Here is a 15,001-nt window from a genome sequence, read left to right on the forward strand (position 1 = left end):
AAGGGAGGAGCATGCCATGACGACCTACAACGTTGCCCTGAATTTCGAAGATGGCGTCACACGCGTCATCCAGTGCGATGACGACGAGAAGGTAACCGATGCGGCCTTCCGTCAGAAGATCAACTTGCCGATGGACTGCCGCGATGGCGTCTGCGGCACCTGCAAGTGCTTTGTCGAGAAGGGCGAGTACGAGCTGGAATTCTACATGGACGAGTCGATGAGCGACGAGGAGGCCGAAGAAGGCTACGCGCTCACCTGCCAGATGACCCCAGAAAGCGACTGCGTTGTGCGGGTTCCGGCCTCATCCGCCATCTGCAAGACCGCGCCCGAGGCAGTGGAAGCCGAAGTGCAGGGCGTTGACAAACTTTCCGAGACATCCTTCGGTCTGCGGGTGAATCTGGCCAAGCCAATCAACTTCCTGCCGGGCCAGTATGTGAACCTGACAGTCCCCGGTACGGACAAACACCGGTCCTATTCCTTTTCGTCCGCACCGGGTGCGCAGGAAGCAACATTCCTGATCCGCAACCTGCCCGGCGGTGTCATGAGCACCTATCTTGGCGAGCAGGCGAAGCCCGGCGACGCTCTGACTGCAACCGGTCCGATGGGTGCCTTTTACCTGCGGCCAATCGAGCGCACGCAGGTTTGGCTCGCCGGTGGCACCGGTCTGGCGCCGTTCCTCTCCATGCTGGAACAAGTGGCTGAGCAGGGAGCAGAGCACCCGATCACGCTCTACTATGCCGTGACGCGCGCCGCTGACCTCGTGGAACTGGATCGCGTTAGCGCGCTTGCTGAAAAGATCGGCAACGTCACCGTGATCACCATTCTGGCCGCCGAAGAAGACGCGCATGAGCGCAAGGGGTTCGTGACCGATCACCTCAGCGGCGATGACCTGTCGGGCGGCGATTGCGACGTCTACCTGTGCGGCCCGCCGCCTATGGTCGATGCCGTGCGCGCGCATTTCGGGAAACTGGGCGTCGAGCCCACGAATTTCTACTACGAGAAATTCAACCCCACCGAAGAGAAGGCCGAAGCGGCATGACAGGCCGTTTCGACAACAAGGTGATGGTCGTCACCGGCGCGGCACAAGGTATCGGCCGCCGCGTCGCCGAACGAGCGGCAAGCGAAGGCGCACGGGTTCTGATCGTGGACCGCTCGCCCGCACGCAAAGACGTCGTCGCGGCGATCCGCGAAGCGGGGGGCGAGGTCGAGGCGATCTCGGTTAACCTCGAGACGTGGAGTGGCTGCGACAAGGCCATCGGCAAGGCCGTGGATCTCTGGGGCCGCATCGACATCCTGATCAACAACGTCGGTGGCACGATCTGGGCCAAACCGTTTGAGCATTACGAGCCCAAGCAGATCGACGCAGAAGTGCGCCGTTCGCTGTTCCCGACACTCTACTGCTGCCGCGCCGCCATTGAACGGATGCTACCGCAAGGTAAGGGCACCATCGTCAATGTGTCTTCCATTGCGACCCGCGGACTGAACCGCGTGCCCTACGCAGCAGCGAAGGGCGGCGTGAACGCGCTCACGGCTAGCCTGTCTTGGGAAGTTGCCGAACGCGGGATCCGCGTCGTTGCAACCGCACCGGGCGGAACCGAAGCCCCGCCGCGGGTCGTACCGCGCAACCCCAATGCCGAAGAAGAACAACGCGAAGACTGGTACCAGACCATCGTCGACCAGACGATCCAGTCCTCGTTCATGAAAAGATATGGAACGCTCGACGAGCAGGCAGGTCCCATCCTGTTTCTGGCGTCGGACGAAGCCTCATACATCACCGGTGTCACAGTCCCGGTGGGTGGGGGCGACTTAGGCTAGGCCCTGAGGAGGGGTCGTTAACCAACTGGAGGAGATACAAAATGAAACGCGCAATCCTGGCGGCCCTTGGGTTCGCCACCAGCTTCGCTGTGCCTGCTGTGGCAGAAGAAGAGATCAAGGTGGGCCTTCTGCTCCCGTTCTCGGGTGTATATGCGTCGCTCGGAAATGAAATTGAGACCGGGTTCAACCTCGGTCTGCAACAGTTCGGTTCCGAGACTGGTGCAACCTTTGAGATCGCCCGTGAAGACACCGAGGTGAAGCCGCCTGTCGCACTTGGCAAAGCCAAGAAACTGATCCTACAGGACCAGGTCGATGTCATGGTCGGGATCGTCAGTTCCGGTGTTCTGGGTGCGGTGCGTGACATGGTGCATGGCGCAGGTGTGCCACTGATCGTTGCTAATGCCGGCAATGATGCAGCGACTGGCGGGTCTTGTTCACCCTACATCACGCGGATGTCGTTTTCCAACGGCCAGATCAACCGTCCGATGGGCACCTGGATGGCCGAGCAGGGTGTGAAGAAGGTGTTCACGCTTGCGCCTGACTATGCTGCCGGTCGCCAGATGATCGACGCCTTCACCGAGACCTTCACCGCCGCAGGCGGCGAGATCGTCGGGCAGGAATTCACGCCGTTCCAAAAGACGCAGGACTTCGGTCCCTACCCCGCCCCTGCCAAGGCCAGCGGTGCGGATGCGGTCTACGTTTTCTATGCAGGCGGCGAGGCGATTTCCTTCGTCAAGCAATATGACAGCTTTGGCCTGAAAGCTGACCTTCCCCTTTATGGCTCGGGCTTCCTGACCTCGCCGCTTTATGTGAACGCACAGGGCGAGGCTGCCGAAGGCGTCATCACAGCGCTTCACTACGCGCCGACCATCAACAGCGAGGCGAACGCCGCTTTCGTGGCCGCGTTCACCGAGGAAACCGGCCGCGCGCCGTCGGAATTCGCCGTCCAAGGTTACGATGCGGCTCGCGCGCTGATTGAGGCAACAAAAACCGGCGCAAATGACCGTGCATCTTTGGCGACTGCCCTGCGCCAGGTCAGCTTTGAGGGGCCGCGCGGTCAGCTCTCCATCGACCCCGCAACCAACAACATCATCCAGCCCGTCTATGTCTACGAAACCGTCGCTGGTGAAGGTGGGCTGACGCAGAAGGTCCTAGCTCAGCTTCCCGCGGAAGCCGACGCGACCAATGGCTGCGAGATGGCACCCGACTCCAACTGACCAATCTGTCCCGGCCGCTCGCCTGCGGCCGGGACATAACGTCCGAGGAGGACTTAGCTCATGGCACATGATCTTGGATTCTGGACCCTTCAGGCGCTCAACGCCCTGCAATTGTCCATGCTTCTGTTTCTTCTTTCCATCGGCCTGACGGTCATCTTCGGGCTGATGCACTTCGTGAACCTCGCGCATGGCTCGCTTTATGCTCTTGGCGCGTATTTCGCTGCCTCGCTGGCTGCCGTGGGCGGCTACTGGATGGGGTTCTTTCTGGCGCCCGTGGCGGTCGCCGGGGTGGGGATCCTCCTCTATTCCGGCCTCATAAAGCGCATGCGGAAATCGGGGCCCATGGCACAGGTTCTCGTCACCTTCGGGCTGATCTTTGTCCTGCTCGATCTGACTCGCATCTTCTGGGGAGATCTGGCTCTCGCCATCGACGTACCCACGCTGCTTGGCGGTCGTCTGACCTTCCTTGGTGTCGAGTATCCGACCTACCGGTTGTTCATCATCGTTCTGGGTCTCGCCATCTTCGGCGCACTGGCCTTCGTGCTCAGCCGCACCCAGATCGGCGCAATGATCCGTGCCGGTGTCGATAACGATGCCATGGCGGCCTGTCTGGGCATCAATGTGGAACGGCTGTTCTTCATCGTCTTCTGTCTGGGCTGTGCCCTTGCGGGCCTGGCCGGGGCCGTCGCGGCACCGCTTCTCAGTGTGACGCCCGACATGGGTCTGCAGATCCTGATCCCGACTCTGATCGTGATCGTGATCGGTGGTCTCGGCTCCCTCAAGGGCGCCATCGCCGGATCACTGATCTATGGCTTTGTGCAGACTTTCGGTGCGGTTCTGGCCCCGCAACTGGCCTCTGTTCTCATCTACGCGCTTTTGGCTGCGGTCCTTGTGATCAAGCCAGAGGGCCTCTTTCCAGCGAAAGGATAAGACGATGTTTCGCCACAACACTCTTCGTTACACCGCTCTGGTCCTGCTCGCAGCCGGTGCCCTCTTTCAGGCTTTCACGGCTGAATATTTCGGTCTGGAGATCCTGACAGAGATCCTGATCCTTGCCATGCTGGTTCTGGCGCTCGACATCGTTGCGGGCTTCGGTGGCATGGTCTCGCTCTGCCATGGCGCTCTGATGGGGGTCGGGGCCTATGCCTACGCAGTCCTGTCGACCAAGGCGGGGATCGCACTGCCCGTTGCCATGGCGGGCAGTATCGCGCTGACCGGCGCGGCTGCCTGGGTCATCGGCGCCATCGGGTCGCGCAGCCATGGTATCTATTTCATCATGGCGACACTCGCTTTCGGGCAATTGGCCTATTCCTACGTATTCGAGGCGCCGCTCTTTGGCGGCGACGATGGGTTGGGCGGCATATCCCGGCTGGACTTGAGCTTGATTGGCGTCGATCTGAACAACAGTCGCAGCTTTGCTCTCTTCTGTCTGGCCACTCTCGGGGCGGTCTACGGTGCTTCTGTACTGATCCTCCGATCCGGTCTTGGCCGCTCGCTCACCGGTGTCATGCACAATGAGCAGCGGATGCGCGCGCTTGGCCTGACGGTCTGGCGTGTAAAGGCCGATGTGTTCGGACTGTCCGGCATGATCGCAGGCCTCGCCGGTGCGCTAGCCGCACAACACATCATGTACATCTCCCCGGGTCTGCTCAGCTGGACGGTCTCGGGCGAAGCACTGGTTGTGGTGATCCTTGGTGGTCTTGGAACGCTTGTCGGACCGGTGATCGGAGCAGCCGCCTTTGTTGTCCTGAAACATGAACTGAGCTCGGTCACGACCTATTGGCACCTCGTTGTCGGTGTCATCCTGATCGCCGTCGTGATGAGCCGCGCCAATGGCATCTTCGGCTGGATCGAGGCCCGCTGGGGCGGCGTATTCGACCGCCGTCTCGCCGATGCGACCCGCAAACAGGAGCCTGAGGAGGTGTTGACCGATGCTTGAGACACGTAATCTGGACAAAAGTTTTGGCGCCGTTCACGTCACGCGCGATGTGTCGCTAAAGCTGGAACGTGGCGAGCGCCGGGTGATCTTGGGGCCGAACGGGGCGGGCAAGACGACGCTCTTCAACCAGCTTGTCGGCGAGCTGACCCCAGACAGCGGATCGGTGCATCTCGCCGGTGAAGATGTCACAGCACTTCCCGTTGCCAAACGCGCCCGTCGTGGGCTTTCGCGGAGCTACCAGAAGAACACGTTGTTCGATGGTCTGACGGTCGAGGAAAACCTTGGGCTTGCGGCGGCAGTCCACACCGGCAATGCGACGCAGCTTTGGTCGGACAGCCTGGCAAAACCCGAAGTCCGTGAGATCGTGGAGGAGGTGGCAAGCCAGGTGAACCTGATGCCTTTCATCCACGCGAAAGTGTCCGAGATCAGCTATGGCGTGCGTCGCCAGCTTGAAGTCGGTGTGGCGCTGGCCACGCGGCCGCTGGTTCTGCTGATGGACGAACCGACCAGCGGCGTCGGGCCGGAAATGTCGAAAGGCTTTCACGACCTGCTGGCGGGCCTGCCCCGCGACCTGACCATGCTGATCATCGAGCATGACATGGACCTTGCGTTTGACGTGGCCAACACGATCACGGTGCTGAACTACGGCGAAGTGGTCTTTGATGGTCTGCCCGAAGAGGCACGCGGGTCGAGCCTGCTCAAGGAAATCTATCTGGGGAGCTGGGAAGATGCTTGAACTGAACGCAATCGAATCCGGGTACGGCGAAACGCAGGTCCTTTACGGCCTGTCGCTTCAAGCGCAGACGGGCCGGGTTTTGGCCATCCTCGGGCGAAACGGCGCCGGCAAGTCCACGACACTGAAAACGATCATGGGCCTTTTGCCGCTGAAGTCCGGCGAAATCCTGTGGGGTGGTAAGCCGATCGCGGGGCAACCATTTGACATCGCCAAGAGCGGGATCGCCTATGTGCCAGAGACGCGCGATATCTTTCCGTCGCTCAGTGTGCGTGAGAACCTCGAAATCGCGGCCAAGCGGTTTGGCGGGTCGAACCCTGAATGGACGATGGAGCGGGTGTTGGACCTGTTTCCGCGACTAGGAGAGCGCATGGACAACGGCGGCACGCAGCTTTCGGGCGGCGAGCAGCAGATGCTGGCCATCGCGCGGGGACTGCTGATGAACCCAAAGCTGCTGATCCTTGATGAACCGACCGAGGGCCTGGCCCCGATCATCGTCAAACTGATCCACGACAAGCTGCAAGAGCTGAAAGCGGCGGGCCTGTCGATGATCATCGTTGAGCAGAACTTCGGTTTTGCCACGTCGCTTGCCGACGATGTGGTCGTCGTCAGCAAAGGGCAGATCGTCTGGACGGGAGATGCCGAGGCGATCAAGGCCGATGAAGACGCACAGCACACTTGGCTGGGCGTGTGAAATCTGCGTGCAGGGCCAACGCGCTTTGCACCTTCACCCCTTTTTGACAGGGCTCTTTCGCGCGACTTTCTGCGCGATGTTAACGAAATTCTTGACGTGAACGCCCTGTTCATCGAGGCGGTAATTGACCGAGAGTTCAGTTCGCGCGATCTCGGGTTCGATATTGAGAAACTTCATACCCTTGCGCGGCGCATTGGCGACGGATTCTGGGACAATGCACACGCCTTCACCGACCGCAACAAGACTGAGGGCGGTTTGCAGATCCATACACCAGATGCGCAGGGGCGCCTCGAATCCCGCATCCTCAACCGCCTTGAGAACCATGTCGGCATAGCTGGGCCTGGGGCGTTCGGGATAGAGGATCAAATGGTGGGTCATCAGCCGTTCGAGCTTGGCCACTGTCCGAGTTCCCGTATCGACGATGTCAGGTAAGGCGAGGATCAGCTTTTCTTCAACCAAATGCTTTGACAGGAACTCGGGATCCTTCAGGGTTGGGCGCGCAAATACAACGTCCAGTTCCCGTGACACCAGGGACCGGTGCAGTTCGGCGTTGTTCATCGGGATCAGACTTAGGTTCACGTCCGGGTAATTCGCCCGATACGATCTGATGATGTTTGGCAGAATTCCGTATGTGGCAGAGCCGACGAACCCAATCCTGAGTCGTCCTTCCGCCCCTTGTCCCAGCCGACGCACTTCCAGTTGCGTGTCTTCAAGCTCTGCGAGGATTGTCTTGCCGCGCTTCAGCAACCGCTCACCTGCTTGTGTCAGGGTGATCGTGCTCCGGCCCCTGTTGAACAGGATTGCGCCGAGGTCTTCCTCGAGCTGCTTGATCTGACGGCTGAGCGGGGGTTGCGCCATATCGAGGCGTTCTGCGGCGCGCCCGAAATGCAGCTCCTCTGCCACTGCAATGAAATAGGTCAGCTGTTTGAAATTCATTTTCGCCGTCCTCCCAAGAACTTACGATATTCTATACCTCTAAACGAAAAAAAAAAGGCCCCCGTCTTGCGGGGGCCAGTCTTCAGGGAGGTATCGGGGATTACTCGGCGGCGGTCGCCTTTCCGTTGGCGGCCGTCTTGAGGACGAAATCGAACTCGAAGTGCAGGTCGGTGCCCAGGTCGGCGGCAGCCGGTTTGAACTTGCCGATCAGGCTTTCCTTGACCGCAAAGACGCTGTCCTCTTCGAGCCATGCGCTGTCGGCGTCGTAGATTTGGCTGATCAGCGGACGGTAGCCATCCTTCGAGATGATGAAGTGCATGTGGCCCGGGCGGTTCGGGTGGTGGCCCATGAAGCGCAGCAGCTCACCGGCGGTTTCATCGTCCGGGATCGGGTAGGGGACGGGGCGCACGGCGACAAAAGCGTAATGGCCGTTTTCATCGGTCTCGAACCGTCCGCGCAGGTTGTATTCGGGCTGGTCGGGGTCGAGATTTTCGTAGACGCCGTTCGGCGCGTCTTCCCAGACGTCGAGCGTCACACCGGCGATGCCGTTGCCGTTTTCATCCTTGATGTAGCCCTCGAAGTACGCGGTTTCTTCGTTGTCAAAGTGCTTCTGGATTGTCGAACCGCCCTTGGGCAGAACCGGCGGGTTCTCGCGGTAGAACGGGCCCAGAACGGTGGATTCGCTTTCGTTGCCTTCGACGGGATTGGTCATCATGTCGACCAGAACCTCGACGCCAAGGATGTCGCCCAGAAGGATGAACTCCTGCCGGTTGTCATTGCAGAGCTTACCAGCGCGGGCGAGGTAGTCGCAGACGAACAGGAATTCGTTATGCTGCAGTTTCACGTCCTTGATGAATGCGTGCAGGTGTTTGACCAGGCCAGTCGCGAGTTCGCGCTGGCGGTCGGTGATGTCTCCATGCTTACCGAGGCTCGCGATCACGACGTCGGTGATGTTGTGTTGGTTGACGATGCCCATGGGTAGTTCCTCCTCCTGGCAATCTGTAGATCCGGTTACGAGTTGCTTGACTGCCTCTCGTCGCAATACAGACTTTGCCGAGTCCGCAGATTTCCCCAATGCCCACAACGGTATTGCTTGATACCGACGGTAACCCGAGTCCTGTGAACCGGTGTTTTTCCAAAGACCTCAAGGTAGAGTATTGACCCATACCCTTGCCGGTATGGCCGACGGGTTCGCGATCGTGGCAGCTTTTGCTCAACTTATTAACGCATGGGAGGCCAAGGTGATCGACACCTTCACGCACATACAAACACGCCTTGAGGTAACGCCGCATTTGCTGCGCCTCGGCCGGCTGTTTTCCGAAACCGTGCTCATCGAGGTGGGCGGTGACGAATTTTACCTGACTTTCGACAAGGGGCACATCGTATCGGTCGTAGAGGGCCCAAGCCGCAAGACGCCTTGGCGCTTTGCATTGCGGACCGACTCCGAGGCTCTTACCAAATTCTGGCAAGCGCGCCCCGAACCCGGCTTCCATGACATCTTTGGACTGGTGAAGATCGGTCGCGGTCGGGTCGATGGCGACATTCTGAACCTCGTCAAAAACCTGCGCTTCTTCAAGGAAGTGCTGACTCTCGCCCGTGCAAAAGAGGAGTTGGTAGCATGAGCATCGAACCGATCACCGGTCGCTATGTAACTGCCACCATGAGCGGTGCCCCGCGCCGTATCTATTTCGAAGAGGCGGGGCAAGGGCGTCCGGTCATCTGCCTGCACACCGCAGGCGCCGATACCCGCCAGTGGCGTCACCTGATGAATGACGCCGAGATCACCGCATCGTACCGCCTGATCGCCTTCGACATGCCGTGGCACGGCAAATCGCTGCCGCCAGAAGGCTTCGAGACACAGGAATACCTCCTGACGACAGAAGCCTACATCGAAACCGTTCTGGCCGTCGTCGACTGTCTGGGCCTTGATCGCCCAGTCCTTGCTGGCTGCTCGATGGGCGGGCGCATTGCCCTCCAAATCGCGGCGCTTCACCCGGAAAAATTTAGCGGCTTCATTGCGATCGAAGCGTCGGATTTTCAGCCTGCCTGGTACGACATCGACTGGTTCCACAGACCCGATGCCCATGGCGGCGAGATGGGTGCTGCTCTCGTATCCGCCAACATCTCACCCTTTGCGCCCAACTCCGAACGCTGGAACACGCTTTGGATGTTCATGCAAAGCGGTCCGGGCGTTTTCCGCGGCGATCTGAGCTTTTACACCAAGGATGACAGCCTGATCCCGCGCTTGCCAACGATCGATACTGCAAAGACGCCGGTGCACATCATCGTAGGCGCCTATGATTTGACCTGCACGCCCGAGGATGCCGAGCGAACCGCCAACGCCATTCCTGGCGCCACTTTGGCCGTCATGGATGAACTGGGCCACTTTCCGATGAGCGAACACCCTGAGGGCTTCCGCCCGTTCTTCGTGGACGCACTGGAAAAGATGCCAAGCCCGGCGGCGAAAACTACCTGACCGATAACCCCTGCGCAGGAGGAGGAGTCATGTGCACGAACGCGAAAACCCCGTGTCCCGGATGCAAGAAACATGAAAAAGCCGACGCAGACTGGATGTTCTTCACCGATGACGAGCGAAAGGCCACCGAGGCATTGCGCAAGCGTCCGGCACTTTTCGACCGTTCCTTTCTGAAACCTGAACCCGCACATGCTGGCACCCGTCCGGTCGCATCCAACGGAGAAGTACACCCATGACCAATCCCTGCATTATCTGTGTGGCGATCACGGGCAGCCTGCCCACAAAAGCCAACAATCCGGCTGTCCCGATCAGTGTGTCGGAACAAGTAGATTCCACACACGAGGCTTTTGAGGCCGGGGCCACCATCGTGCACGCCCATGTGCGCAACGATGATGAATCTCCGTCTTCAGACCCTGAGAAGTTCGCCGCGCTGAAAGAAGGGATCGAGAAACACTGCCCCGGCATGATCATCCAGTTCTCGACCGGAGGGCGATCAGGCGCGGGTCAGACGCGTGGCGGGATGTTGCCGCTTTCGCCCGACATGGCCTCGCTGTCCGTCGGATCGAACAATTTCCCGACACGTGTTTACGAAAACCCGCCTGATCTGGTGGACTGGCTGGCCAGCGAAATGCTGACCTACAGCGTCAAACCGGAGATCGAAGCCTTCGACCTGAGCCATATCCTGAAAGCCAAGGACATGGCTGACAAAGGTCAGCTTGTGGGCACGCCTTACATCCAGTTCGTGATGGGCGTGAAAAACGCGATGCCGGTCGATCGTGATGTGTTCGACTACTACATCCACACCGTGCGCCGCCTCTTCGGTGAAGACGCTCCATGGTGCGCCGCGGGCATTGGTGCCAACCAGCTCAAACTGAACGAATGGGCTATCGCTGCGGGGGGTCATGCCCGCACCGGTCTGGAAGACAACGTTCGACTTGATCGCGACACGCTCGCTCCCAGCAACGCAGCCTTGGTGCGCCGGGCTGTTGAGATTTGTGAAAGAAACGATCGCTCGGTGGCAACGTGGCAAGAGGCGCGCCGCATTCTTGGACTGCGCTTGTCTGCGAATGCCTCAAAAGGACGCGCATCATGAACAAGGTATACAAAACAGCCGCCGAGGCTCTGGATGGCCTCCTGCATGACGGGATGTTGGTCGCGGCCGGAGGCTTTGGCCTCTGTGGCATTCCGGAACTTTTGATCGACGCCATTATGGCAAGCGGCGTGAAGGACCTGACCGTCGCTTCGAACAATGCGGGCGTCGATGACTTCGGCCTCGGCAAGCTCTTGGCCACCCGCCAGATCAAGAAGATGATGTCGTCCTACGTCGGCGAGAATGCCGAGTTCATGCGCCAGTATCTGAGCGGAGAACTGGAGCTGGAATTTAACCCGCAAGGCACGTTGGCCGAGCGCATGCGCGCTGGCGGGGCAGGCATCCCCGGATTCTACACCCAGACAGGTGTTGGCACCCAGATCGCCGAAGGCAAGGAAGTCAAAGAGTTCAACGGCAAAGAGTACATCCTCGAAGAGGGCATTTTTGCCGACCTGTCGATCGTCAAGGCGTGGAAAGCCGATGACACAGGCAACCTGATTTTCCGGAAGACCGCGCGCAACTTCAATCCGCCCGCCGCCATGTGCGGCAAGGTCTGCGTAGCCGAGGTCGAGGAAATCGTGCCGCGCGGTTCGATCAACCCCGACCATATCCATCTGCCGGGGATCTACGTGCACCGCCTGATACAGGGCGAACACGAAAAGCGGATTGAACAGCGCACAACGCGAGCGCGGTCCGAAGGGGCAACACGCAAGCGGGAGGAAGCATAATGCCCTGGGATCGCAACCGGATGGCGGCACGTGCCGCACAGGAACTCGAAGACGGCATGTATGTGAACCTCGGGATCGGCATCCCGACGCTTGTCGCCAACTACGTCGGCGACAAGGATATCACGCTGCAGTCGGAAAACGGCATGCTCGGCATGGGTCCGTTCCCGTTCGAGGGCGAAGAGGACCCGGACCTGATCAATGCCGGCAAGCAGACGATCACCGAGCTGAACCGAACCTCGTACTTCGACAGCGCCATGTCCTTCGGAATGATCCGCGGCGGCAAGATCGCCGCGGCAGTCTTGGGTGCAATGGAAGTTTCCGAGAAGGGTGACCTCGCAAACTGGATGATCCCGAGAAAGCTCGTGAAGGGTATGGGCGGTGCGATGGACCTCGTTGCCGGTGTTGGCCGTGTTGTGGTGGTGATGGATCACACCAACAAGCATGGTGACAGCAAGCTCTTGAAGGAGTGTACGTTGCCGTTGACTGGCAAAGGCGTGGTCGACAGGATCATCACCAACCTCGGTGTTCTGGACGTGACCCACAAGGGCCTGCACATCGTCGAATGCGCCGATGCTGTCTCCCGCGACGATATCATCAAGGCGACCGAGGCAACGATTGTCTGAAGCATCTAGATATCACGGGCTACGCCTGAATGACATTCCGGCTCCGCAATCGGGGCCGGTTTTCTTGCAGTCCTTGTGTCCTACGCCGGTCCGCTTCTGATCTATCTGAGCGCTGCGGAATCGGTGGGCACCTCGAAGGAGGGTTTTTCGTCCTGGGTCTTCGCAATTTCCGTGGCAGCTGGGCTGTCGAGCATCGGGCTCAGCCTGTGGTTCCGTGTTCCGGTCGCGATGGCATGGTCGGCCCCTGGCACGGTCCTTCTGATTTCTCTCGGGACATCCTTGTCACCCGCCGAGATGGTCGGTGCCTATGTCGCTGTGGCAGCGATTCTGGTGCTCATCGGCTTTTCCGGCGTCTTCGAACGGCTTGTACAACTCCTCCCGCCTTCGGTGACCAATGGAATGATGGCTGGCATACTCTTCGGATTCGGCCTAAAGGCCGCCGGAGGATTGGCAACTGATCCTGCCGCAATTGCGCTGCTGATCGTCGTCTTCGCCGTCTGCGCGATGCTCTTTCCCCGTTATTCCATGCTTGTCCTGCTGGCCTCGGCACTGTTGATCAGCGCCGTCTTCTACGATGCATCGGTTGGAACCGTGGGCGTGGTTTTCGCGTCCCTCGAAGTCAGCGGACCGGTCTTTTCAATGGGGGCCATGCTGAGCCTGGCATTGCCTTTGCTCATCACAACACTGAGCGGACAATACCTTCCGGGGATGGCGATCCTAAGGGCCAATGGCTTCCGGATTTCGGCAAATCCGATCCTCATTGTTGGCGGCCTTGTCTCTGTCTTGGCCGCGCTCTTGGGCGGAATAACAACCGCTCTGGCCTCGATCACCGCAGCCTTCTGTGCGGGATCGGATAGCCATGAAGACCCCGACCGCCGTTATGTCGCCGGCATCGCCTGTGGCGTTTTCTTCTGCCTTGGCGGCGTTTTCGCCGGGACCATCGTTGAAGTACTGGTGCTTTTGCCGACGGCGCTTATTGCCCTGCTGGCTGGTCTCGCGCTCTTACAACCTATCCTGAAATTCACCGGTGCGATGCTTGCGTCTGAAGATGCTCAGGCGGGGCTGCTGACGTTCCTGTTCACGGCATCTGGTGTGACCCTGTTCGGAATCGGTTCGGCCTTCTGGGGGGTGGTTATTGGGATCGCCGTCCACTTTCTAGGCAGGTCCGCCGAGTTGTTTTCGGGCAAAACACACACCTGAGAATTTGTGTCAAACGTATAGCCTAAGTGTAAGGTCGCAAGCCTTCTTGCTGTAGGTTACAGGCTTAAGCTTACTCGCTGCGCCAAATGTGTGCAAAGTACGGCTTCAATGATGTAAGTCACCACCCCGGCAAATAGAACTCCGTAATCCCCCGCTTCCCCTCGGCCCGCCCCAGTTGTACGATCACATCGATGGACTTGCGGATGTACTCGCGCACCTCGGCGAAGGTCAGCGGCGTTCCCGCCTGCAGTACCATGATCGCCAACCGATCGATGGCGAGTTCCGCGGTTTCGGCGTGGATGGTGGAGACCGAGCCGCCATGACCGGTGTTGATCGCTTCGAGATAGGTCAAGGCCTCGGCCCCGCGCAGCTCGCCAACGATGATCCGATCGGGGCGCATGCGGAGGGAGGCCTGCAGAAGGGCGTTGGCGCTGCGTTGCGACCCGGCACCTCGGTCGGCCAGAAGGGCGACGGTGTTCGGCTGACCAGGGAAGAGTTCGAAGGCGTCTTCGATGGTGATCAGCCGTTCGTGTTCACTGACATGGGTCAGAAGGTGGCGGGCGAAGGTGGTCTTACCGGTCGAGGTGCCGCCGCTGATCAGGACGTTGAGCCGCGCCTCGACAAGAGTTTGCAGTGCGGCCTCGAGGCTTTCTTCGGCGAGACTGGCGATGTTTTTCATTTTCTCGGCGCGGAGCGCATCGAGCGAGACGGCCTTGCCGAAGAGATAGGCGGGGGCGTAATCCTGGACGCTGCCCGAGGCGAAGAGGCGGATGGTGATCGAGGCCCCGCGATCGATGGCGGGTGGCACGGCGACCTGGACCCGAAGCGGGCGGCCGGCATATTCCACCTTGCCGGAGACGAGGGGGTTCTTTTCAGAGACGCGGGCCTTGGCGTCGCCGACGATGGTCTGGGCCATGTTGAGGGCGGTGGTGCGATCCACGGTCTGACCTTCGTGGCGCATGGTGGCGTCGCCTGCGACCTCGAGCCAGACCTTGCCGTCCGGGTTGATCGCGATCTCGACCACGTCGTCACGCCTTAGAAGGTCGCGGAACGGGTCGAGATATCGCTCGAGGTAGGAGGATGGTGACGCCTGATCCATCAATTCGGTGATTCCGGTAATATTGAACCTGGTTTCGCTGCCTCTCGCCTGCGGCTCGAACGCGAAACCTGATGCTTCTTTTTCATTGTGAACCGGAACCCCCGTAGATCACCACATCCCTGTCCACGAGCACGGTGACCGAGGCACCCTGATCGACATAGATCGTCGGTGCGATCGAAACCTGCTCGGCGATGACGGACCCGACCGCATCCTGCAGGTCGCTGCCGACATCGCCCAGGACGATGCTTGTCGTCTCGTTGTTGGCACTTTCCGCCGCCACGGCCGGTGCTGCCCCGATCACGGAAATCAGCGCCGCGCCACCGAAGCGCTCGGCGAACTTGGTGTCCACGAGACCGGTGAGGCCTGAGCGACCGAGTTGATCGCCGCCCACGGCGGAGATTTCCATCGAGGTTCCGTCCGGTGTCAGAACGCGGGTCCAGAGGATTAGGAT

General features: G+C 59.9%; 18 protein-coding genes. 14 read left to right on the forward strand and 4 right to left on the reverse strand.

The window, feature by feature from the left end; all coding sequences use genetic code 11:
- The first annotated feature begins 16 nt into the window (after nucleotides 1–16).
- Genes benC through J7416_RS22050 form a run of 7 tightly spaced genes read left to right on the forward strand, consistent with a single transcriptional unit; the run spans nucleotide 17 to nucleotide 6,398 of the window.
- The gene (gene benC / locus J7416_RS22020) at nucleotides 17–1,039 is read left to right on the forward strand and encodes a benzoate 1,2-dioxygenase electron transfer component BenC (RefSeq protein WP_040179361.1); all 1,023 of its coding nucleotides are present in this window, start codon (nucleotides 17–19) and stop codon (nucleotides 1,037–1,039) included.
- On the forward strand, nucleotides 1,036–1,815 hold the full coding sequence (benD, locus tag J7416_RS22025) for a benzoate diol dehydrogenase BenD (RefSeq protein ID WP_040179360.1): 780 nt from the start codon (nucleotides 1,036–1,038) through the stop codon (nucleotides 1,813–1,815). The genes benC and benD overlap by 4 nt, the downstream gene beginning before the upstream one ends.
- A 41-nt stretch (nucleotides 1,816–1,856) precedes the next feature.
- A complete protein-coding gene (locus tag J7416_RS22030; protein WP_209227858.1) occupies nucleotides 1,857–3,032 on the forward strand; it encodes an ABC transporter substrate-binding protein in 1,176 nt (391 codons plus the stop codon).
- Between the two features lie 60 nt (nucleotides 3,033–3,092).
- Nucleotides 3,093–3,962, forward strand: coding sequence for a branched-chain amino acid ABC transporter permease (locus tag J7416_RS22035; protein ID WP_180888391.1), 870 nt, complete (start codon nucleotides 3,093–3,095; stop codon nucleotides 3,960–3,962).
- 4 nt (nucleotides 3,963–3,966) lie between these two features.
- Nucleotides 3,967–4,971: a branched-chain amino acid ABC transporter permease gene (locus J7416_RS22040; RefSeq protein WP_040179355.1), complete on the forward strand. Its 1,005-nt coding sequence runs from the start codon at nucleotides 3,967–3,969 to the stop codon at nucleotides 4,969–4,971.
- Nucleotides 4,964–5,707 (forward strand): ABC transporter ATP-binding protein, encoded by a 744-nt coding sequence (locus J7416_RS22045; protein ID WP_040179354.1) that lies wholly within the window; start codon nucleotides 4,964–4,966, stop codon nucleotides 5,705–5,707. The genes J7416_RS22040 and J7416_RS22045 overlap by 8 nt, the downstream gene beginning before the upstream one ends.
- Nucleotides 5,700–6,398 (forward strand): ABC transporter ATP-binding protein, encoded by a 699-nt coding sequence (locus J7416_RS22050; RefSeq protein ID WP_040179352.1) that lies wholly within the window; start codon nucleotides 5,700–5,702, stop codon nucleotides 6,396–6,398. Before J7416_RS22045 ends, J7416_RS22050 begins: the two co-directional genes overlap by 8 nt.
- Nucleotides 6,399–6,431: 33 nt before the next feature.
- On the opposite strand, the gene J7416_RS22055 is transcribed toward J7416_RS22050, so the two are convergent.
- Both J7416_RS22055 and J7416_RS22060 read right to left on the reverse strand, forming a co-directional pair.
- Nucleotides 6,432–7,334, reverse strand: a complete 903-nt coding sequence (locus J7416_RS22055) for a LysR family transcriptional regulator (protein WP_040179349.1) — start codon at nucleotides 7,332–7,334, stop codon at nucleotides 6,432–6,434.
- Nucleotides 7,335–7,434: 100 nt separating this feature from the next.
- On the reverse strand, nucleotides 7,435–8,310 hold the full coding sequence (locus tag J7416_RS22060; RefSeq protein ID WP_040179347.1) for a dioxygenase: 876 nt from the start codon (nucleotides 8,308–8,310) through the stop codon (nucleotides 7,435–7,437).
- 244 nt (nucleotides 8,311–8,554) lie between these two features.
- Here J7416_RS22060 and J7416_RS22065 point away from each other — a divergent pair, with 244 nt between their 5' ends.
- From J7416_RS22065 to J7416_RS22095, 7 genes are all read left to right on the forward strand, one after another.
- Nucleotides 8,555–8,956, forward strand: coding sequence for a hypothetical protein (locus J7416_RS22065; protein ID WP_082035297.1), 402 nt, complete (start codon nucleotides 8,555–8,557; stop codon nucleotides 8,954–8,956).
- The gene (locus tag J7416_RS22070; RefSeq protein WP_040179345.1) at nucleotides 8,953–9,810 is read left to right on the forward strand and encodes an alpha/beta hydrolase; all 858 of its coding nucleotides are present in this window, start codon (nucleotides 8,953–8,955) and stop codon (nucleotides 9,808–9,810) included. Before J7416_RS22065 ends, J7416_RS22070 begins: the two co-directional genes overlap by 4 nt.
- Before the next feature lie 29 nt (nucleotides 9,811–9,839).
- On the forward strand, nucleotides 9,840–10,046 hold the full coding sequence (locus tag J7416_RS22075; RefSeq protein ID WP_040179343.1) for a hypothetical protein: 207 nt from the start codon (nucleotides 9,840–9,842) through the stop codon (nucleotides 10,044–10,046).
- Nucleotides 10,043–10,903 carry a 3-keto-5-aminohexanoate cleavage protein gene (locus tag J7416_RS22080; RefSeq protein WP_040179341.1) on the forward strand — a complete coding sequence of 287 codons (861 nt, stop codon included), beginning with the start codon at nucleotides 10,043–10,045 and terminating at the stop codon, nucleotides 10,901–10,903. The genes J7416_RS22075 and J7416_RS22080 overlap by 4 nt, the downstream gene beginning before the upstream one ends.
- Nucleotides 10,900–11,628 (forward strand): CoA transferase subunit A, encoded by a 729-nt coding sequence (locus tag J7416_RS22085; protein WP_040179339.1) that lies wholly within the window; start codon nucleotides 10,900–10,902, stop codon nucleotides 11,626–11,628. Before J7416_RS22080 ends, J7416_RS22085 begins: the two co-directional genes overlap by 4 nt.
- Nucleotides 11,628–12,251, forward strand: a complete 624-nt coding sequence (locus tag J7416_RS22090) for a 3-oxoacid CoA-transferase subunit B (protein WP_040179337.1) — start codon at nucleotides 11,628–11,630, stop codon at nucleotides 12,249–12,251. Before J7416_RS22085 ends, J7416_RS22090 begins: the two co-directional genes overlap by 1 nt.
- A 75-nt stretch (nucleotides 12,252–12,326) precedes the next feature.
- The gene (locus J7416_RS22095) at nucleotides 12,327–13,451 is read left to right on the forward strand and encodes a benzoate/H(+) symporter BenE family transporter (protein WP_209227859.1); all 1,125 of its coding nucleotides are present in this window, start codon (nucleotides 12,327–12,329) and stop codon (nucleotides 13,449–13,451) included.
- A gap of 118 nt (nucleotides 13,452–13,569) precedes the next feature.
- On the opposite strand, the gene virB11 is transcribed toward J7416_RS22095, so the two are convergent.
- Entirely contained in the window at nucleotides 13,570–14,550 is a 981-nt protein-coding gene (gene virB11 / locus J7416_RS22100; RefSeq protein ID WP_180888392.1) for a P-type DNA transfer ATPase VirB11, read from the reverse strand.
- An 82-nt stretch (nucleotides 14,551–14,632) separates the two neighbouring features.
- On the reverse strand, nucleotides 14,633–15,001 hold a 369-nt coding region (locus tag J7416_RS22105), incomplete at its 5' end, for a TrbI/VirB10 family protein (protein ID WP_209227860.1).

Source organism: Ruegeria sp. R14_0 (assembly GCF_017743975.1).
Lineage (GTDB): Bacteria > Pseudomonadota > Alphaproteobacteria > Rhodobacterales > Rhodobacteraceae > Ruegeria.